The 18,073-nt window shown below is 61.7% G+C and carries 17 protein-coding genes; 11 read left to right on the forward strand and 6 right to left on the reverse strand.

What is annotated here, in order from left to right; translation table 11 throughout:
• The 5 genes from VGD45_RS10620 to VGD45_RS10640 all read left to right on the forward strand — a co-directional run bounded on the left by VGD45_RS10620 (position 1) and on the right by VGD45_RS10640 (position 6,688).
• Positions 1 to 1,494 carry an oligopeptide:H+ symporter gene (locus VGD45_RS10620; RefSeq protein ID WP_331155269.1) on the forward strand — a complete coding sequence of 498 codons (1,494 nt, stop codon included), beginning with the start codon at positions 1 to 3 and terminating at the stop codon, positions 1,492 to 1,494.
• Complete coding sequence (gene argE / locus VGD45_RS10625) at positions 1,491 to 2,660, forward strand: acetylornithine deacetylase (protein WP_331155270.1); 1,170 nt, start codon at positions 1,491 to 1,493, stop codon at positions 2,658 to 2,660. Before VGD45_RS10620 ends, argE begins: the two co-directional genes overlap by 4 nt.
• 922 nt (positions 2,661 to 3,582) lie before the next feature.
• On the forward strand, positions 3,583 to 4,488 hold the full coding sequence (locus VGD45_RS10630) for a pirin family protein (protein WP_331155271.1): 906 nt from the start codon (positions 3,583 to 3,585) through the stop codon (positions 4,486 to 4,488).
• The gene (locus tag VGD45_RS10635) at positions 4,485 to 5,597 is read left to right on the forward strand and encodes an NAD(P)-dependent alcohol dehydrogenase (RefSeq protein ID WP_331155272.1); all 1,113 of its coding nucleotides are present in this window, start codon (positions 4,485 to 4,487) and stop codon (positions 5,595 to 5,597) included. Before VGD45_RS10630 ends, VGD45_RS10635 begins: the two co-directional genes overlap by 4 nt.
• Positions 5,598 to 5,608: 11 nt before the next feature.
• Entirely contained in the window at positions 5,609 to 6,688 is a 1,080-nt protein-coding gene (locus VGD45_RS10640) for an MBL fold metallo-hydrolase (RefSeq protein ID WP_331155273.1), read from the forward strand.
• Positions 6,689 to 6,712: 24 nt separating this feature from the next.
• Here the strand turns inward: VGD45_RS10640 and VGD45_RS10645 are convergent, their stop codons facing one another.
• A complete protein-coding gene (locus VGD45_RS10645; protein WP_331155274.1) occupies positions 6,713 to 7,633 on the reverse strand; it encodes a LysR family transcriptional regulator in 921 nt (306 codons plus the stop codon).
• A gap of 212 nt (positions 7,634 to 7,845) precedes the next feature.
• Between VGD45_RS10645 and VGD45_RS10650 the strand changes: the two genes are divergently transcribed.
• Positions 7,846 to 8,949, forward strand: coding sequence for a Gfo/Idh/MocA family oxidoreductase (locus tag VGD45_RS10650; RefSeq protein ID WP_331155275.1), 1,104 nt, complete (start codon positions 7,846 to 7,848; stop codon positions 8,947 to 8,949).
• A 56-nt stretch (positions 8,950 to 9,005) separates the two neighbouring features.
• On the opposite strand, the gene VGD45_RS10655 is transcribed toward VGD45_RS10650, so the two are convergent.
• Entirely contained in the window at positions 9,006 to 9,905 is a 900-nt protein-coding gene (locus VGD45_RS10655) for a LysR family transcriptional regulator (RefSeq protein WP_331155276.1), read from the reverse strand.
• A 126-nt stretch (positions 9,906 to 10,031) separates the two neighbouring features.
• On the opposite strand from VGD45_RS10655, the gene VGD45_RS10660 reads away from it, so the two are divergent.
• Positions 10,032 to 10,436, forward strand: a complete 405-nt coding sequence (locus VGD45_RS10660; protein WP_331155277.1) for a hypothetical protein — start codon at positions 10,032 to 10,034, stop codon at positions 10,434 to 10,436.
• 231 nt (positions 10,437 to 10,667) lie between these two features.
• Positions 10,668 to 11,564, forward strand: coding sequence for an alpha/beta hydrolase (locus tag VGD45_RS10665; RefSeq protein ID WP_331155278.1), 897 nt, complete (start codon positions 10,668 to 10,670; stop codon positions 11,562 to 11,564).
• A 291-nt stretch (positions 11,565 to 11,855) separates the two neighbouring features.
• Here VGD45_RS10665 and VGD45_RS10670 read toward each other — a convergent pair whose 3' ends face one another.
• The gene (locus VGD45_RS10670; RefSeq protein ID WP_331155279.1) at positions 11,856 to 12,593 is read right to left on the reverse strand and encodes an SDR family NAD(P)-dependent oxidoreductase; all 738 of its coding nucleotides are present in this window, start codon (positions 12,591 to 12,593) and stop codon (positions 11,856 to 11,858) included.
• Positions 12,594 to 12,743: 150 nt separating this feature from the next.
• Positions 12,744 to 12,992 carry a hypothetical protein gene (locus VGD45_RS10675; protein ID WP_331155280.1) on the reverse strand — a complete coding sequence of 83 codons (249 nt, stop codon included), beginning with the start codon at positions 12,990 to 12,992 and terminating at the stop codon, positions 12,744 to 12,746.
• A gap of 262 nt (positions 12,993 to 13,254) precedes the next feature.
• Between VGD45_RS10675 and VGD45_RS34345 the strand changes: the two genes are divergently transcribed.
• Positions 13,255 to 13,626, forward strand: coding sequence for a hypothetical protein (locus tag VGD45_RS34345; protein ID WP_414717575.1), 372 nt, complete (start codon positions 13,255 to 13,257; stop codon positions 13,624 to 13,626).
• On the opposite strand, the gene VGD45_RS10685 is transcribed toward VGD45_RS34345, so the two are convergent.
• Positions 13,627 to 14,751 (reverse strand): Gfo/Idh/MocA family oxidoreductase, encoded by a 1,125-nt coding sequence (locus VGD45_RS10685; RefSeq protein ID WP_331155282.1) that lies wholly within the window; start codon positions 14,749 to 14,751, stop codon positions 13,627 to 13,629.
• A gap of 165 nt (positions 14,752 to 14,916) precedes the next feature.
• Positions 14,917 to 15,639 (reverse strand): alpha/beta hydrolase, encoded by a 723-nt coding sequence (locus tag VGD45_RS10690; protein WP_331155283.1) that lies wholly within the window; start codon positions 15,637 to 15,639, stop codon positions 14,917 to 14,919.
• Positions 15,640 to 16,218: 579 nt separating this feature from the next.
• On the opposite strand from VGD45_RS10690, the gene VGD45_RS10695 reads away from it, so the two are divergent.
• Together VGD45_RS10695 and VGD45_RS34350 are read left to right on the forward strand one after the other, a co-directional pair.
• Positions 16,219 to 17,184 (forward strand): zinc-binding dehydrogenase, encoded by a 966-nt coding sequence (locus VGD45_RS10695; RefSeq protein WP_331155284.1) that lies wholly within the window; start codon positions 16,219 to 16,221, stop codon positions 17,182 to 17,184.
• 449 nt (positions 17,185 to 17,633) lie between these two features.
• On the forward strand, positions 17,634 to 18,008 hold the full coding sequence (locus VGD45_RS34350; RefSeq protein WP_414717576.1) for an integrase core domain-containing protein: 375 nt from the start codon (positions 17,634 to 17,636) through the stop codon (positions 18,006 to 18,008).
• Positions 18,009 to 18,073 lie beyond the last annotated feature (65 nt).

The following is an 18,073-nucleotide window of genomic DNA, read 5'->3' on the forward strand; positions in this document are numbered from 1 at the left end:
ATGCTCGCCGGACAGCCGCGCGGCTTCCTTGCAATTCTCCTCACCGAGATCTGGGAGCGTTTCAGCTTTTACGGAATGCGGGCGTTGCTCGTGTTCTATCTGGTACGCCACTTTCAACTCACGGAGTCCGACGCGGTCGGCGTGTACGCGAGCTATGCGGGTCTGCTGTATCTGACGCCGATCGTTGGTGGCTACGTCGCGGATCGCATCCTTGGCCTGCGCACCGCCGTCATCGCCGGAGCGTTGCTCATGACGGCGGGCCAGTTCGCGATGACTTTCGAAGATAGCGGCCTGGCGGTGGTATATCTCGCGCTGTCTCTGAATGCCGTGGGCAACGGCTTGTTCAAGCCGAGTCTCTCGACGTTGCTCGGCTCGCTCTACGATAAATCCGATTCGCGGCGGGACGCCGGGTTCACGTTGTTTTTCATGGGCGTCAACGTCGGCGCGGCGGCTGCCGCACTGGTGTGCGGATATCTCGGTGAAGTGTACGGTTGGCGTTACGGCTTCGGTGCGGCCGGTGTCGGAATGCTCGGCGGCCTCGCCGTCTTCTGGCTGCATAGTCCCGCCAAGGGCGATCAGTATCTTTCGCGCGAGGTTCCGGCGTCCCATCGCGCCACCACAGGCGTTGTCGTTGTTTTGGCGCTGGTTGCTAGTTGGTATCTGCTGCAGAACCGTCAGCTCGTTGGCATCCTGCTTGCCGTAGGCTGCGTCGTCACGCTTGCCGTGCTCGTTTGGGCCGCGGTCACGCGACTGAATGCTGACGAGCGCACGCGAGTGTTCACTCTGCTGGGCTTCGCCGCTGTCTCGGTGCTCTACTGGGCACTCGAGGATCAGTCCGCGACTTCGATCAATCTGCTAACGCATCACTTCGTCGACCGCGATGTGCTCGGACTTACTGTGCAGGCTTCGCAATATCTCGCGCTTGGTCCGCTGTTCATCATCGCGCTCGGCCCGGCAGTTGCCTCGTGGTGGCAGCGATTCGAGTTACGCGGCGGCGCTACGGGCTCGGCTGCGAAGTTCGCAGTCGGTATGTCGTCGCTCGGTATCGGATACCTCCTACTCGCTGCGCCGGCTTTGCTCGGTACGGATGCGGAGCGGATGTCCGCGTGGTGGCTGATCGTCTCGTATCTGTTTCACGCTCTCGGGCAATTGTGTGTCGTGCCGATCTGCCTGGCGCAAGTCACATTGCTGGCGCCGACGACCTGGGTGAGCGTGCTCATAGGCGTTTGGTACTTGTCGGTTGCGGTTGGAATTGCACTGTCGGGCTCGGTGGCACAGCTCGCGCTAACCGCGGAATCGGGCCAGAGCACGTTGGGCGGATATGGAATCGCGTTCCTGGCCATGGCCGTGTCCTGCCTGCTCGTGGCCGTCGGCATGAAGATGTTCTCGGGGAAAGTTCGAATGATCGAAGACAAGCAGCGCCATGCGCGTGGCGACTCGGCCAAGGTTGAATCCGGTGGCATTGCCGTGGAGCGCCAGGCGGTGTGCTCATGAAGCCGTTGACGACCGTCGAGGTACTGGAGCGTCTGATCGGTTATCCGACGGTCTCCAGGGATTCCAATCTCGCTCTGATCCATTGGGTGCGGAATTATCTGGAGGACTGGGGCGTGCAGTCGCATCTGGTGCCCAACGAGACCGGCACCAAGGCGAACCTGTTCGCCACCATCGGCCCGCCCCTTGAAAGTGGCCTCGCGTTCTCAGGGCACACCGATGTCGTGCCGGTGGACGATCAGAACTGGAGCTCCGATCCCTTCGTGATGCGCGCGCACGGCGGAAAGTTCTACGGCCGCGGCACGTGTGACATGAAAGGCTTCATCGCCACCGCCTTGGCCTTGGTGCCGCGACTGTCACGAATGACGCTGAGCCGACCCGTACACCTGATGCTCTCCTATGACGAGGAAATCGGGTGCGTCGGCGCGCCCTCCATGATCGCGCAGATGAGCGAGCAGAACGTACGCCCCGGCGCGGTGATCGTCGGCGAGCCGACGGGAATGCAGGTCGCCAATGCTCACAAAGGCATGTGCATGAGCCGCACTCGAGTGACGGGTACCGCGGCTCATTCCAGCCAGACTCATCGCGGCGTGAGCGCTGTGATGATTGCCGGTGAGCTGATCGCACGCCTGGGCCTGCTCGAGCGCGAGCTGCAATCGAAGCGGTCTTCAGACGCCGGGCTCGTGCCGCCTTATTCGACACTCGCAGTGAACACCATCGAAGGTGGAACGGCGATGAACATCCTCGCATCGAACTGCGAGTTCACGTGGGAGTTGCGAGCGCTGCCCGGCGACGATCGGGCGAAGCACGGCGCCGCCTTCGAGGCAATGTGCGAGGCTGTAGTCAGCGAACTTCGTCGTGAGGGGCGCGAATGCAGCGTGACGACGGAAATCCTTGCCGATGTTCCACCGCTCGACGGGGCAGGCGGCGCTGCCGAGGCGCTGGCTCGCTCGGTGTTGCGGCTCTCGGGGCCCTCCATTGCCGTGCCCTTCGGAACAGAAGCCGGGCAGTTTCAGCAGGCCGGCTGGTCATCCGTGGTCTGCGGCCCCGGCTCGATCACTCAGGCGCACCGGCCCGATGAGTTCGTTGTCGCCGCCGATCTCGAGCGATGCGAACATTTTCTTCAGCGGGCCGTGCAGGCGCACTGCGTCGATCAAAGCGGCGCGTGATGGGCTGAGCTTGCTGCTACTTGCCGCTAGAAGCCCAGTCCATGTTGGCGATACCAGCGCGAGCTCCGCGCGTATGCGTGAGGGGCAGCGCAAGGCGAAGCAGATTCCTTCTGCGGACGCGTCATCGGGACAATTCGCCGAGAATGTTTGGGCTTCTCGATTCCGCTCTCGAAAGCGCATCTGCACTCGGTCGCTTGCACACGAGCCGTTGAGATGAGGTTGATGTGAATCACAGGTGGGCGCGTAGAGAAGATCGGTGGCTCTCGGATCGCCTGATCAAGAACTCCTCGGAGGACAGCAGACCAGCCGCCAGGTCGCCGACGCGCTCTCGCTATAAAAAGGAAAGTCGTAGATGCGACAGCGAGTCTTAGCTCGCACTCGCGGATTCAACAGATTAATCAACTCGCTAGTGATCGTTCCCTCAGCTTGCGGATGCTGTCGAACAATTGCACCGAACGTCCGTCAGATCTCATATTTAGCAGAGCCATGGGCGTGGCCACCGCGGATCGAGCAACGTCTGGCGTTCGAGCCCGCGCAGATTCAACAGCGGATTGTCTCAGCGGAGCGTGATGGTCGCGGCGAGGCAGAGCGCGGGAATTGCAATAGAGTGCGACGTACGCAGTTGCAGCCACGCGACCTGAAGGGCATTCATCCAACACTCGCTGCAGTTCAGCCGTATTGATACCGACGCGAGTGCGCTACCGAGTCCTCCTGTCAGGTCTAACGAGAACGGCGACGAACGCGTAGGCCGCATGAAGCATCGGCGTGTCCAGCGCCGTTAGCAGATGGCTTAGGCACTGCCGCAAGTTACGCGAACGGTTTCTATTCGAGCCGTTGCAGATTCCGGAACGCCGGGTTGCCGCGGTGGCAGCTTGTTGGCCCCTGGGTCGGCCTGAAATCCTTCGTGAAGGAGGACCGAACCATGCTGCCAAGATTCATCAACCGCGTCACAACCACGCCGCCGCTCGGACCGGGTTTCGGAGGCGACCGCCACAAAGCTGCGCTGGTGATCGCCCCAGGCGATCTGCTCGCCACGGATCCATTCTTTCTGATGGCGGACGACAACATCACAACCAGCGGCCCGTTTGGAGAGGCGCATCCTCATGCCGGGCTGGAAACCGTCACCTTCATGCTCCGCGGCACCATGGAGGACACAGGTGGACGCCTGACCGAAGGTGATGTGGAGTGGATGACTGCCGGTAGCGGCATCGTCCATGCAGAGCATGCGACCGTGTCGACGGGAATGCGTTTGTTGCAACTCTGGCTGCTTCTTCCCGAACGCCAGCGGAACATGGCTCCGCGCGTGCAGATTCTCAGACGCGACGAGATGCCAGTACGCCGAGAGAATGGCGTCGTAGCAACCATTTACAGCGGCGAGTCGGGCGGTGTCACAGCATTGACGAAGAATGCTGTTCCCGTGACATTGATCGACGTGCGGCTCGGGGCCGACGCTGAGTTCGAGCAGCAGTTACCGGCATCGTACAACGGCTTTGTCGTGGTCATCGAAGGCCAGGTAGACGCTGGTGACCCTGCAACGGTTCTTACCACCGGACAGGTCGGCTGGACGAATCCTTCGAAGGGTGAAGGCGTGAGCGCGCTCGTGTTGAAAACGGGGAGCTCGGCAGCGCGCGTCCTGCTATACGCAGCGCAGCCACAGAATATCTCGGTGGTCGCGCAAGGTCCGTTCATCGCAGGTTCCACAGAGGAACTCGTCGGATACTACGCGGCATATCGCCATGGCAAGTTCCCGCATGCCGGAAGCATGCGTCCACAAGTTGGCAGCTCTGAAGAAACACCGATGGCGGTGAGCCCATGGAGGAACACATGAGGCGCCTCGCACAGGCCGCCGTACTTCAGGAGAAGGGCGGAGATTTCGTCATCAGGCAGGTCGAGATCGAGCAGCCGCGCGGCGACGAGGTGCTCGTCCGCATGGTCGCCACAGGGATCTGCGCGACCGATGCGCATATTAAACAACAGCTGATGCCGACTCCTCTGCCTGTCATCCTCGGCCATGAAGGTGCTGGTGTCGTCGAGAGCGTCGGATCGGCGGTGACTCACCTGAAGCGCGGGGATCACGTCGTGCTCTCGTACCACTCATGCGGACAATGCAAGCCGTGCCTGTCGCGCCACGCGGCGTATTGCGACCATGTATGGGATGCGAACTTCGCCGGTGCGAGGCTCGACGGTACGGTGGGCGTGAAAGGGCGCGGCATTGACAATCTTCACGCTCATTTCTTCGGTCAGTCCTCGTTCTCGACCTACGCACTCGCGCACCAGCGCAATGCCATCAAGGTGCCCGACGATGTTCCTCTGGAGTTGCTCGGGCCGCTGGGCTGTGGCTTCCAGACCGGGGCCGGCGCGGTACTGAAGGCTATGAAGGTTCCGGTCGGAGCGACCATTGCCATCTTCGGCGTCGGAGCGGTGGGGCTTGCGGCGATCATGGCGGCCAAGGTTGCCAACGCGGCAACGGTCATCGCCATCGATATCAACGCCGAGCGGTTGCAGATCGCAGCCGATCTCGGAGCAACGCACGTAGTTAACGCGCGTGAGAAGAATGACGTTGCCGTCGCGATCAGGAACATCGTGCCCCGCGGCGTGGAGTTTGTCCTCGACACCAGTGGTCGCAGAGAGAATCTGAACGCCGGCATCGGCGCCCTCGCCGCTATGGGGCACTTTGGATTCGTGGCCTTCAACGAGCGCTCCGGTGCCGTCGTGGATGCGTCACGCTTGACCCTCGGGCAGACGCTTCAGGGAATCATCCAGGGTGACGCTGTCTCGGCGCTCATGATCCCGGAATTGATCGGACTGTATCGAAGCGGCCGCTTTCCGTTCGATCGACTCATCACCTTCTACGACTTCGCCGACATCAACCGGGCGTTCGACGACGCCGCAGCGGGGCGCGCCATCAAGGCAGTCCTGCGTTTCGACCAATACTAAGGAGTGACGAAATGTGTAACAACCATCAGAAACCGATTGCGGCCACCGACACGCCCGCGTTCTTCGGCATCGACCACTACGGGTTCCCGGAGGCCGGCGAACACCCGGCGGATCCCCCCGGCTACTACCCCGCCTACTTCAAGAGCCAGCGCTTTCAGAAACTCGGCTACCACGTGGAAGAGCTTCGTGGCGGATTCTACTGGGTCACGAGCGGTGGCTATGACGCAGCGTTCGTGGTAACCGAGGATGGAGTCATCGCCATCGACGCGCCGCCCACGCTGGGCGAGAACATGTTAGCTGCGATCAGTGAGGTCACTGACAAGCCGGTGACGCATGTCATCTACAGCCACTGGCACACCGATCACATTGGCGCCGCGTCGGTATTTGGACCGAACGTCGAGATCATCGCCCACGAGATCACCAAAGAATTGCTCGAGCGATTCCCCGATCCGAACCGACCGATCCCGACCATCACGTTCGACAAGGAATACACACTGATGGTCGGTGGCGTGACTCTGCAGCTGTCGTACAAGGGCGAGAATCATTGCCCCGGCAACATTTTCATCTACGCACCGGCGCAGAAGGTGCTCACCGTCATCGACATCATCAGTCCCGGCAGCGCCACGTTCATGCATTGCGACGCCTCGCAGAACATCACCGGCTGGTATCAAGCTCAACAGCAGATCATGGAGTATGACTTCGACTTTCTCGTCGCCGGTCACCACATGCAGTACGGCACGCCGGCGCTGGTCAAGTTGTCGATCGAATACTTCAAAGATGTTCTGGATGGGGCGCAGGCAGCGGTGGAACGCTTCACCCGCTCGGACGCGCTCGTGAGCATCCTGGGCGGGGCGGGCTGGGACCGGGTGTTCGTCGGCACCGAGAACTGGATCAACTCGATGACCAACTATGCAACGAAATACGTACTGGAGAAGAAGACCAGCAACGGACAGCTATGGTCGGAGCGGCTCGCCGGAGTGACGACGCAGACGAAGTACCACGCCTACACGGTGCTCGAATCGATTCGTCTGGAACGGCCGCGGCCCAACTACCGTTTGCGCGGGGAGAACGCGCCGCCGTTTCTCGCTTGAATGGTGGAGCTTGCGGCACGTGAACTAGCGCAGCGATATCACCTCGCGTTTCTCTACGAGGAAGTCGATCAATGCGCGTACCTTCGATGGCATGTGCTCCCGTGATGGCGAGTACAGGTAGAAGCCGGCGTGGCTGTGACTCCAATTGCGCAGCACCCGAACGAGGCGACCCTCGGTCAGGTGCTGCTGAATCGCGATGTCGAGGAGCTGGATCAGTCCGATTCCCTGGAGCGCCGCTCGCGTCATGCTCTCATCGTCGTTGGTCGTGAAGTTGCCTGCCACTGCCTGGGTGAAATGACGCCCTTTCTTACCGGGCTCGTTGAAGTCCCATTCGCGAACAGCACCGCTACCCGAATATCGGTAGTTGATGCAGTTGTGCTGAGCCAGGTCCTCGGGAGTCTTCGGCACGCCGTGCCGATCGAAGTAGGTTGGTGAGCCTACAACCGCCATCGACAGCGCCGGGCTGACTGGAACGGCGACGACGTGCTCCGCAAGGCTGCGCCCGAGGCGCACGCCGACGTCGCTGCCATCGGCAATGATGTTCGAGAGCGAATCGTCCATGATCAATTCGAGCTTGACCTGCGGATAGCGCGCGTGGAAATCGGCCAGGTGCGGTTCCAAGAGCACCCGCGCCGCCAGGCGCGATGTGTTGACTCTGAGCAGGCCGGATGGAGCGCCCGCCGCGTCACTCAGATTTCGGACTGTATGTTCGATCTCGCCGAGCGCGGGTCGCAGCGTGTCGAGCAGCCGCTGGCCTGCCTCGGTCAGGGACATATCGCGAGTCGTGCGGTAGAGCAGCCTCACGCCCAACTGGCGCTCCAGAGCCTTGAGATTCTGCGACAGGGCGGCCCGTGACACGCCCATCTCTTCCGCTGCGCGCGTGAAGCTGCGGTGCTGGGCGATGTGAGCAAACCATGCGAGTGACGGAAGCAGGGAGGGATCCATGGCTCGATTGTAAACGCGCGCTTACCACTGATGTGTCCATTGTGGGCTTCTGGATGCTCAATGCAAAGCGTAACGTGGCAGCGAGCATCGACAAGGATCTACCCATGTCGATTCGCCTGGACGACGTCGACCATTCCGAGGTGGATGCAGTCAGCAGTCGAGACCCGCGCTGCTCGTCCTTTCCCCATTGATAAACATTCTGGAAATATGACATGTCGATTAAACAACTGCGTGTAGGAATCATCGGTGCGGATACCAAGGCGAGCTGGGCAGGCGCCTCTCACATCCCGGCGATTCGTGCGCAACCGGGGCTGGTTCTAGCGGCAGTGGCAACCCGTCACGAAGCGAGCGCCAAGGCTGCTGCGGAGACGTTCGGTGCCGAGCGCTGGTACGCAAATCCTTACGAGCTCATCCGTGACGACAGTATCGATCTCGTTACCGTCGCGGTGAAGGTTCCCGCACACCGGGAGCTGGTGCTCGCCGCCTTGGAGGCGAAGAAGGCGGTGTACTGCGAGGCCCCGCTCGGTTCGACCTTGGCCGAGACGCAGGAAATGGCCGGCGCGGCAGGGTCGCTGCATACAGCAATTGGATTGCAAGGGCGACTAAACCCTTCCGTGCGTCGCGCCGCCGAGATTGTCGCTTCCGGCAGGATTGGCAGGCTGATGTCTGCGTCTGTAAGAGCGACGACCTTCGGGTTCGGTCCGCAGTCCCCAAGTGCCTATGATTACTTCAACAAGGCTGCGTCCGGCGCGAGCTTTCTGACGATCACGACGGGTCACGTTCTCGACGTCGTCGAAGCGGTCCTTGGGAATATCACAGAGGTCGATGCGCGCACGGATCTCCTGTGGCCGGAAATTCAGTTGATCGACACCGGTGGAACTTCCGTCCGAGAGATCCCTGATCACGTTGATATCATCGCCAAGACAGCGCTCGGTGCTAACGTGTCTGTGCAAGTGTTGGCCGGTGTCCCGGAGGCTGACGCGCACTTCGTCCTGGATATTCGAGGCTCGACAGGCTCTCTGAAGCTGACAGGCAACCATGCCGCCGGCGTGCAGGTCGGCGACCTGGTTCTGTCGGCCAGCGTGGAGTTCGCGGCGCCCGAGGTGCCGCTCGCATCGGGCGTTGGTCCGACAGCGGCGGATTTCTGGAAGGGCGCCGCCATCAATGTCGGCGAAGTGTATGGCAGCCTGGCACGCGATATTGCAGCGGGTACCTTCCAGACCCCAGGGTTCGCGCACGCTGTTCACAATAGCCGACTCGTTGCCGTGGTGGAGCGTGCTGCCCGCACGGGCGAGCGCCAGCGAAACCTGGGCTGATGTTCGTCTGATCGCGTAATGATCAATCCGCAGCAGGGCACTGCGATCTCACCGGTTCAGATCTCTCGTTCGAACCTTTCGCTCAGAAAATTCACGAGCGCGCGCACGCGGGCGATGCCCGCGCGCGCAGGGGGCATTAAGAGATGGAGATCAGCCCCCTCGCGGGGGAATGCTGGAAGGACGAATTCCAGTTCGCCTCGCTCGATCAGCTTTTGCACCATGAACATCGGCAGGACCCCAACGCCGAGTCCAGCGCGCACTGCCGTTAGCAGCATCTCGCCATTGTCGGTATGAAATCGCGAGTTGACCCGAACATTCTCCCATCCATCCGGTCCCTCGAAGCGCCATTGCGCACTACCGTAGGTGTACAGCACGGCATCGTGCGTAGCCATGTCAACAGGCTTGGCCGGACGGCCGCGGGCATCAAGATAGGCGGGGCTGGCGATCACAGCCCAACGAACCTTCGCAAGCTTGCGCGTGATGAGATTGGAGTCCGGGAGACTCCCAATCCGTACGGCCAGATCATAGGATTCGGTGATCATGTCAGCCTGGCGGTCCTCGAAGCGGACGTCGAGTTGAATACGCGGGTGCAGGACTGCAAAGTCCGCCAGCAGCGGGGCGAGACAGACCTCGCCGAAGGCCACCGGCACGGATACTCGCAACTGGCCGGACACTTCGGTTGCCGACTTCTTGACCGCCTCTTGGGCGGACTCCAGTTCCGCCAGACCGGAAGATGCGCGGGCATGATAATCGCGGCCGATGTCGGTGAGCGTCGTGCCTTTTGGCGTGCGCGCCAGCAACGCGGCTCCCAGCACATCCTCAAGACGACTGATGCGGCGGCTTACGATCGACTTCGCCAGGCCGAGGCTCGCAGCGGCAGTCGCAATGCTGCCAGTCTCAACCACGCGAACGAACGCGATCACGTCCAAGAGGTCGACAGTCGCGGGTTCCTGCATCAGCAACTCCAGGTTTCATCTCTGAGATCTATTGCAACACTAAGGGATGAGTATCTTTAAAGAAAGGGTCACGCACGCACCGTCCGCTTTCACCCTTGACCTGTTCTGTTTGCCTGGAGACCGATCATGAATACTGCTGCAGAGAATTACGGACCCGGTGAAGTCGTCGGCCATGACTATCACATTGAGGAGCCGCGTGATGGCGCGCACGAGATCACCGAGGTCTTGATCGAGTACTTCCAGGACGTGCTCGATGGAGCGCAGGCGGCGGTGGACCGCTTCTCCCAATCGGATGCGCTGACCTGCGTTTCGGACGGGGCGGGCTGGGAGCGGATCTTCAACGGCACTGAAAGTCGGATCAACATGATGGCGAATTTCGCCACCAAGTACGTGTTCCAGAAAAAGAGCAGTAACGGCCAGCTGTGGTCGGAACGACTTGCCGGCGTGACCACACAGACCATGCACCACGCATACACCGCGCTGGAATCGATCTGCCTGCGCGACGAGAACCGACCGCCGTCGCTCCCCTGAGCGCGAGCATCGCTCCACACGATCGACGGTGCGTTCGTCGCGTGATTCGACGCTGATCGACATGCTGAGCAGGTCGGCGATGCCGGGATGTCATCGTCGACCAGACCCTGGCAATCCCTATCCGTAAGACTCAATCACGAAGAGGTATGAACAATGAACAGACGGTCTTTGCTCCGGAGCGTGCCGGGAATGATGCTCTCGGGGGCGGCGCTCTCCGCGTCCGTTCAAAGCATGTCGTTGGCGCGCTCGCAGCAGGCATCGACGGGCACGATCGCGGGTCTGCCCCAAGGTGCAAGCAGCCGTTTCGCGCAAGTCAACGGTGTGCGTCTTCACTACGTGACGATGGGCGAGGGTCCTCTGGTGTTGCTGCTTCATGGCTGGCCGCAAACGTGGTTCGCCTGGCGCGATGTCATGCCGGCGCTCGCGAAGCGCTTTACCGTCGTGGCGCCGGATCTGCGCGGGGTGGGGCTTTCCGAATGTGCCTCGACGGGATACGACAAGCGAACGATCGCCCAGGATCTGAGTGCTCTGATTGCTCATCAAGGTGCGGCTGGCGCCCACGTTGTGGGTCATGACATGGGCGGCAAAGCGGCTTACGTGCTCGCGCATTTGGAACCGAAGATTGTTAAGAGCCTCGTGCTGGTTGATTGTCTCCTGCCGGGTACGGAGAACATGGACGCGTTGCGCGGTGGCGCCTGGCACTACGGATTTCACATGGCGCCCGACATACCGGAGTTGCTGACCCAGGGGCGAGAGCGCGATTACATTCGCGCGCAGATCAAAGCATGGTCTTACCGGAAAGATGCGATCACCGAATCATCGATCGATGAGTATGCGCGGCACTACGCGGGTCCCGGGAGAATGACGGCCGGCTTCAACTACTATCGCGCATTGCGCGAGGATGTGCCGTTTGTCGCTTCGCTGCGCGGTCGTCGGCTCCCTATGCCGATCATGACGATTGCGGGCGAGCATAGCGCCGGTAACAAGCTCGCCGACTCGCTTCGCAATGAAGCCCGCGATCTGGCGAGCGTGATCGCCCCCGACAGCGGTCATTTCGTCGCAGAAGAGGTGCCGGACTTCTTTGTCGCGACGCTCGGAGAGTTTTTAGCGAAGCAGGCTGCTATCTGACTTCGGTCTTTAGCAAGATGCACCGCAGAGTACCGCCACGCTAGCGGACACGGCAGAGCGACCGTCGCTGATGTTGCACGCAGAGTCGGTTGCCAAAGCATCAGTTACTACGTGCAGTGCTGTGCGGCTGCCATCATCAACATGATAGCTCCTAGGGCGCCCTTGATCATACCTTGGCATCAGCCTTTGGCCGAACCACAGGAGATTTGACCGAGGTGGCTGCGAGCGTCGGGATTCTCACCCAGTTTCGCGATAGAACGATCGCAGCCCCTCCCTGTAAAGCGCTAGGTTTTAGGTGAGCGTACCCCCATCAACCGTCAGGATGGTGCCCGTAATCTGGCGCGCGGCATTCGACGCAAGAAATGCGACCGCAGCTGCCACGTCTTCCGGCTCGCCATACCGCCCCAGTGGGATCAACGCCCGCTGGAAATCACCGAACTCGCCTTCGGCCGGGTTCATTTCCGTATTCGTTGAACCAGGCTGCACCAGATTGACGGTGATATCACGAGGGCCCAGTTCGCGTGCCAAACCTCGCGTCAATGATTGGAGGGCGGATTTTGTCATCGAGTAAACCGTCGACGGCCCAACAATTCGCTCGGCGCCGGCAGAGCCGATCGTGATAATGCGCCCCCCGGCAGTGAGGTGGGGCATGGCCGCCTGCGATGCCAGGATCGGAGACCGCGCATTGACGGCAAAGAGCGCGTCGATCTCCTCGACTGTGAAGTCTGCGACGTCCTTGTAGGTAGCGATCGCGGCGTTATTGACGAGGATATCAAGGCCCCCGAGGGCTTTCACTGCCTCGTCCACCGAGCGCGCAATTGCAATCGGATCTGCGCTATCGGCCTGAATTGCAACGGCGGCACGGCCCTTGCTCTTTATCAATTCCACCACCTTTGCCGCACGATCGGCGGAATGCGCGTAGGTGATGGCAACGTTTGCGCCTTTTTCCGCCAGCGCAACTGCGATAGCCGCACCAATCCCGCGTGACGCTCCGGTTACAAGTGCGCGTTTTCCAGTCAGCTCAGTCATCGAATATTCCTTCCTCAGTGTTTGCGCGACGGTCCGCGCTGCTATGGTTTCGTTTCCTGACAAATGCTTGGGCGCATAGCGAGTGACCAAGCATTGCCGTTCGCGTTGCGGCTGCGTGGGTATGAGCCCAAGTGACGCAAGCGCAGGTAATTAAACGTGAGTCCAATGCGCCTCGAGTTCACGCGCGACATCGGCCGGCCGCTCTATCGTCGGCCAATGCGAGCTGCGCAGCTTCACGACGGCGCGTGCGTGTGTGGCATTGCCGAGCTCGTCGGCGAAGCAGGACGGGAGGCGACCCGTGAGCAGGCAGCCCCAGTCATGACTGACCAGATCTACGGGTTCGCCGATCTCATCGATCCCGTGGGTGTCAGGTACGCCGTGGACGAGGACTGCAGGCATGTCGCGATCTCCTGGTGATTTGTTATCAGGAGAATAGGGATTTGGGAGCGTAGCGGAAGCCGGCGCTGGAGAAACCCAGCGTTGCCATTAGCGGAACCCTCGCCAGCGTTCGCGCAGACGGCGACCACGTGAACGGGCGCTAGTGCCTTGACAACAATTCCGGGATTTAGATCAAGCCTCCGCCGATCGCGACGTCGAAGCCTTCCGCAACCAAGTCGACTCTGTTGCCACGGGAAGTCTGGACGTTGCGTTCGTTGCTGGAATCGAGACCACTCTTGGTTGCCAAGTGCGCGAGTTATGGCGCGAAGCTGTCATTGTCGCGCTCCCTGAGGCGCACTCGCTCGCCGAGCAAGGTGCAATCGAGTGGGACGATATTCGCGCTGAAACCTTCGTGGTCTCGCACCGCCACGGCGCAGCGATGGAAGAATGCCTGATCGCAAGATTGACCGATGGCGATCAGCGTACGCGGATCGACGTCCACGACGTATCCGATGCCAGCATGTTTGACCCAGTCACAATGGACTATGGCATCACCCTCACTTACGAGTCTTCGGTTAGAGGCGAGATCGGTGGCGTGATCCCGGCGGCTTGCCGGAGAGGCCGGCGCGCTTCCATCATCGGTGGTCTGAGTTGACTACGCTGAGCGGGACAGATGCTGGCGATGACCCGTTTCAGTGGCCTGTGTGATCGCCTCGAGCACCCGGTGACGATCGAGCGCGACCGCGAAGTCCGGCGCATCTGCAGTTCCGTCGCGGAGGTCGGCGGCGAGCTGGGCGTAGAGGCGGGCGACACCCGCCGCGGGCGCTTCGAGTTGCAGGTCGGGAGCCGCATATACGGGTGGGACCTGTAGCTGCTGGACAGGCTCGCTGCCCCGGCGCAACGTAATGGTCACATCGCCGAAGTGGATGTAGCCCGACGCCGTCTCCACGTGCAGACTGCCTTCCGTGCCCTGAATCTCCCATACCATCGCCGAGCCGGCGGGCTGCCCGGCACTGTAGTGCAGCGAAGTGACGATCCCGCCTTCGAGAACGCCGGCGACGATGATCTCGTCCGGCGCGTCCTTCGGGAGGGACGCGCCATCCGAGAGGCGGACGCCGTCGCCGCGCTGATTGGCGACGATGGCGGACAGGCTCTCGAATGCGCCGAGTACGTGCGCGAGCGGTTGGAGCGCGTGGCCGAGCATGATGCTTTGAAGCGTGGCGCCATTCTCTGCGCGAGCCATGTACTCGAACGGCGGGTCATATCGGCCGACCCACATGTCTTCGTTCAGATGCGCTCGGATGCTCGTGCTGAGCGGCATGCCGATCACGCCTTGCCGGACGAGGTCGTGAAGGTAGCGGATCGGCGGGTGCAGGCCGCCCTGCAATCCAATGACCGTGCGCAGCCGCCGTTCGCGGGCAAGCCCCTCCAGCGCTTCGGCTTCCGATAGGTTTCGCGCGAGCGGCCATTCGCAATAGACCATCTTGCCCGCGGCGAGCGCGTCGGAAACGATCTGCTTGTGCTCGGGCACCTTAACCGCAACCACCACCAAGTCGACCTCCGGCCGCAGGACCAGCGCCTGATGTGTGTCAAAGGCGAGATCGGCACCCAGTCGGCTAGCGGTCGCGTTCGCACTCTCCATACGAGTCGTGCTGACGGCGCGGATCTGGAACGCATCGAGCGCCCGCAGTGCCGGGACGTGAGCAATTCCGCCCCAGCCTCGATCGGCACTGGCGCCGACGATGCCGACGCCGATCCGGGTGTTTGCTGAATTGGTCATGTAGGCGCGCTCCTGTCTGGTGTAGCCCGGGGCAATGCTCGCCGTGCTGCTTCACCATGGTTTCGTTTTGGGGACAAATGCTTGGGGGGTATAGCGAGTGACCAAGCGTTGCCGTTCGCGTTGCGGCTGCGTGGGTATGAGCCCAAGTGACGCAAGCACAGGTAATTAAACGTGAGTCCAATGCGCCTCGAGTTCACGCGCGACATCGGCCGGCCGCTCTATCATCGGCCAATGCGAGCTGCGCAGCTTCACGACGGCGCGTGCGTGTGTGGCATTGCCGAGCTCGTCGGCGAAACGGTGCGGCAGAAACGGATCGTCCAGGCCCCAGATCACCAGCGCTGGCGCGGTCATGCTGCTCAAACCCGGCTTCCACTCAGCCCCGACCTCGATTGCGGAACGGTAAAGTGCCAGGATGCTTGCCCGCATAGTGGCATCGAGATGCCGAACCGATTCATCCGCCGCATCTCTCGGCATCTGCGCCTCGACGAGGTTCGCCGCGAACTGCTCGAGGTCGAGGTCCTTCATCCATTGCTCGCCCTCACCTGGCGTCTGCCAGATCTTGGCGAGATAGTGCCATGGGTATTCTGGATCGATGGGCCCGCTGATTCCGGTCCAGGTGCGCACCAACTCCGGTCGGATGGACGCGAGGCGACCCGTGAGCAGGCAGCCCCAGTCATGACCGACCAGATCTACGGGTTCGCCGATCTCATCGATCCGGTGGATAAGCCAGTCGAGATACTCTTCCTTTGTTGACCTGAAGTCCGACGGCAACGGGTTGCCAAAGCCGGGGAGATCGACCGTGATGATGTCGTTGCGCTCAAGATGAGAGCGGACGGTGTCCCAGAGCCGGTGGGTGTCAGGTACGCCGTGGACGAGGACTGCAGGCATGTCGCGATCTCCTGGTGATTGTTATCAGGAGAATAGGGATGTGGAGGCGCTGCGGAAGCCGGCGTTGGAGCAACCCGGCGTTGCCATTAGCGTAACCCTCGCCGTCGTGCGCTCCGTACGAACGCTGGCAACATAGATCACATATCTTGCTCTGCCGCCCGGTTCAGCAGCCAGCCCGGACGGCCGGCCGCTCGTGCGCCGGAAAGTCGTGAGCTTCGTCATCGAAGAACGCTCGACGCGACGTCATGGCTTTGCTCTTGATGCGCCAGCCAAGTGTTCCGGTATCGCTCCTGACTAGAGGATCGATGGCGAAACTTCTTCCATGTTCGGGTTGCGCGTCCAGCAACGCTGAGTTCCTCGATCCCCGTCTTCATTGTGGCGAGGGCATTTCGAGATGATGAGGCACAAATCGACACGATGCCTGTGTCGGCGATAGTCGGGCCTCACCCCGAAGGGATGGAACATGCTTCACAGATCGATCAATCGCGTCACCATCTATCGCCACGGCAGGCTCCCGCACGCCGCCACGATGCGGCCGGTCGCCCTCGCATGACGCGGTCAAATCCGGAGGAGCCGAGCATGGCCAAGAAAATCGAGATACGGACGACCGGCACGCCTGCGGTCCTGAGAGTGGTGGAGACGGAGGTCGGATTGCCCGGCGCCGGGCAGGTACGGCTGGTGCAAACAGCGATCGGCATCAACTATGTCGATGTCATGGTCCGCAAGGGTCTATACCCGATGCGGCTTCCCGCCACGCCGGGCTTCGAAGCGGCGGGTGTGGTTGACGCCGTCGGCCCGGGGGTGATCGGCTTTGCACCGGGAGACCGCGTCGCCTATTTCTTCGTCGAGGGAGCATACGCCACCGCTTCGCTCGTCCCCGCCGCGGCGCTCGTTCGCCTGCCGGACGACATCTCTAACGAGGTGGCGGCGACCTTCCTTGCGAAGGGACTGACGGCTTGGATGGGATTGTACGCGCTGCACCCGTTGAAGGCGGGTGAGGTCGCCCTCGTGCTCGGGGCATCGGGCAGCGTCGGGTCGATCCTGTCGCGCTGGGCGCGTTCGCTTGGGGCAACGGTGATCGGTGTGGCAGGATCGGCCGGCAAACTGGCGACGGTCGCGGCCGGTGCCGGCCATGCATTCGTCGCCGACGATCCCGCGCTTTCCGACAGAATCCGCGCGCTCGCACCCGCCGGCGTGGACGTGGTCTACGACTTTGTTGGACGCGCGACCTTTCCGTTGGCGGTCGCTTCCGTGCGGGATGGCGGCATGATTGCCACGATTGGCGCCGCGTCGGGACAGGCACTCTCCACCGGTGATCGGCTGGAGATCCGCGCCGTCCAACTCCGGGGCGGCGGCACGCCGCAATACGTTCGGGGCGAAACCGTCGTTGTGGCCACGGCCCAGCTTTGGGACGCAATCCGGGCCGGCCTGTTCGGCGACCTTCCCGTCGCCCGCTATGCGTTCAATCGGATCGCCGCGGCGCACGAGGACATGGAGGCACGGCGGCTCACCGGCCTTCCCGTCCTGACTTGTGACAATCCATAAAAGAACTCCGCGACCTGATCCGACGAATGGCAGCCGAGAATCCCGTGTGGGGTCAAGAGCGGATCGCGAACGAACTGCTGCTGAAGCTCGGTCTTCGCGTGTCGCCGCGCACGTGGCGAAGTACATGCCGCGACGGACGCCGGGTCGGCCGAGGGGAGGTCAGCGGTGGACAACCATTCTTCGCAACCACGCACGGGGAGTGATCGCCTGTGATTTCCTTGTCGCGGTGACGAGCACGTTCCGAGTGTTGTACGTGCTCGTCGTCATCGAACACCACAGCCGCCGACTTTATTCACTCCAACGTGACGGCACATCCGACGGCGCAGTGGACGCGGCAGCAACTGCGAGAGGCAGTGGGATACGAAGAGCCGTACGAGTACCTGCTGCATGATCGCGATGCCATCTTCTCGGTCGAGTTGGATGAATCGATAAGGCGGTTGGGGCTGCGGGTGTTGAAGAGTCCGCCGCGCAGCCCCAAAGCAAATTCCATCTGCGAGCGCGTGATTGGGACGATTCGCAGAGAATGTTTGGACTGGCTCATTCCGCTCTCAGAAACGCATCTACGGCAGGCGCTGAGATCATGGGTCGCGCATTACAATCGCGGGCGCCCACATTCTGCGTTGGGGCCGGGCGTTCCCGATCCTCCCGCGGGTCTATCGGTGCCATTGTCGAAGTCGCGGCATCGACTCGACGACTTTCGTTCTGTGCATGCCAAAGCAGCACTCGGCGGGTTGCACCACGAGTATTCGCTGGCCCGCGCGTCAAGAGAATTCACGGCTCTCGGACGGTCCCTGATTGATAGTTTGCGGCCGGCGGGTTCGTGAGGAATAAATGCGGGGCACACCGGTCTCGAGTTAGTGTTTCTGTCCCGTAGTATCCAAAATTTCGA

Origin of the sequence: Steroidobacter sp. (assembly GCF_036402275.1) — a bacterium.
In the GTDB taxonomy this organism is placed as follows: Bacteria; Pseudomonadota; Gammaproteobacteria; order Steroidobacterales; family Steroidobacteraceae; genus Steroidobacter.

What these genes read in the sequence shown, in the direction of transcription:
- VGD45_RS10620 (WP_331155269.1), top strand. Translation starts at nt 1, where the DNA reads ATGCTCGCCGGACAGCCGCGCGGCTTCCTTGCAATTCTCCTCACCGAG.
- argE (WP_331155270.1), top strand. Translation starts at nt 1,491, where the DNA reads ATGAAGCCGTTGACGACCGTCGAGGTACTGGAGCGTCTGATCGGTTAT.
- VGD45_RS10630 (WP_331155271.1), top strand. Translation starts at nt 3,583, where the DNA reads ATGCTGCCAAGATTCATCAACCGCGTCACAACCACGCCGCCGCTCGGA.
- VGD45_RS10635 (WP_331155272.1), top strand. Translation starts at nt 4,485, where the DNA reads ATGAGGCGCCTCGCACAGGCCGCCGTACTTCAGGAGAAGGGCGGAGAT.
- VGD45_RS10640 (WP_331155273.1), top strand. Translation starts at nt 5,609, where the DNA reads ATGTGTAACAACCATCAGAAACCGATTGCGGCCACCGACACGCCCGCG.
- VGD45_RS10645 (WP_331155274.1), bottom strand. Translation starts at nt 7,633, where the DNA reads ATGGATCCCTCCCTGCTTCCGTCACTCGCATGGTTTGCTCACATCGCC.
- VGD45_RS10650 (WP_331155275.1), top strand. Translation starts at nt 7,846, where the DNA reads ATGTCGATTAAACAACTGCGTGTAGGAATCATCGGTGCGGATACCAAG.
- VGD45_RS10655 (WP_331155276.1), bottom strand. Translation starts at nt 9,905, where the DNA reads ATGCAGGAACCCGCGACTGTCGACCTCTTGGACGTGATCGCGTTCGTT.
- VGD45_RS10660 (WP_331155277.1), top strand. Translation starts at nt 10,032, where the DNA reads ATGAATACTGCTGCAGAGAATTACGGACCCGGTGAAGTCGTCGGCCAT.
- VGD45_RS10665 (WP_331155278.1), top strand. Translation starts at nt 10,668, where the DNA reads ATGTCGTTGGCGCGCTCGCAGCAGGCATCGACGGGCACGATCGCGGGT.
- VGD45_RS10670 (WP_331155279.1), bottom strand. Translation starts at nt 12,593, where the DNA reads ATGACTGAGCTGACTGGAAAACGCGCACTTGTAACCGGAGCGTCACGC.
- VGD45_RS10675 (WP_331155280.1), bottom strand. Translation starts at nt 12,992, where the DNA reads ATGCCTGCAGTCCTCGTCCACGGCGTACCTGACACCCACGGGATCGAT.
- VGD45_RS10685 (WP_331155282.1), bottom strand. Translation starts at nt 14,751, where the DNA reads ATGACCAATTCAGCAAACACCCGGATCGGCGTCGGCATCGTCGGCGCC.
- VGD45_RS10690 (WP_331155283.1), bottom strand. Translation starts at nt 15,639, where the DNA reads ATGCCTGCAGTCCTCGTCCACGGCGTACCTGACACCCACCGGCTCTGG.
- VGD45_RS10695 (WP_331155284.1), top strand. Translation starts at nt 16,219, where the DNA reads ATGGCCAAGAAAATCGAGATACGGACGACCGGCACGCCTGCGGTCCTG.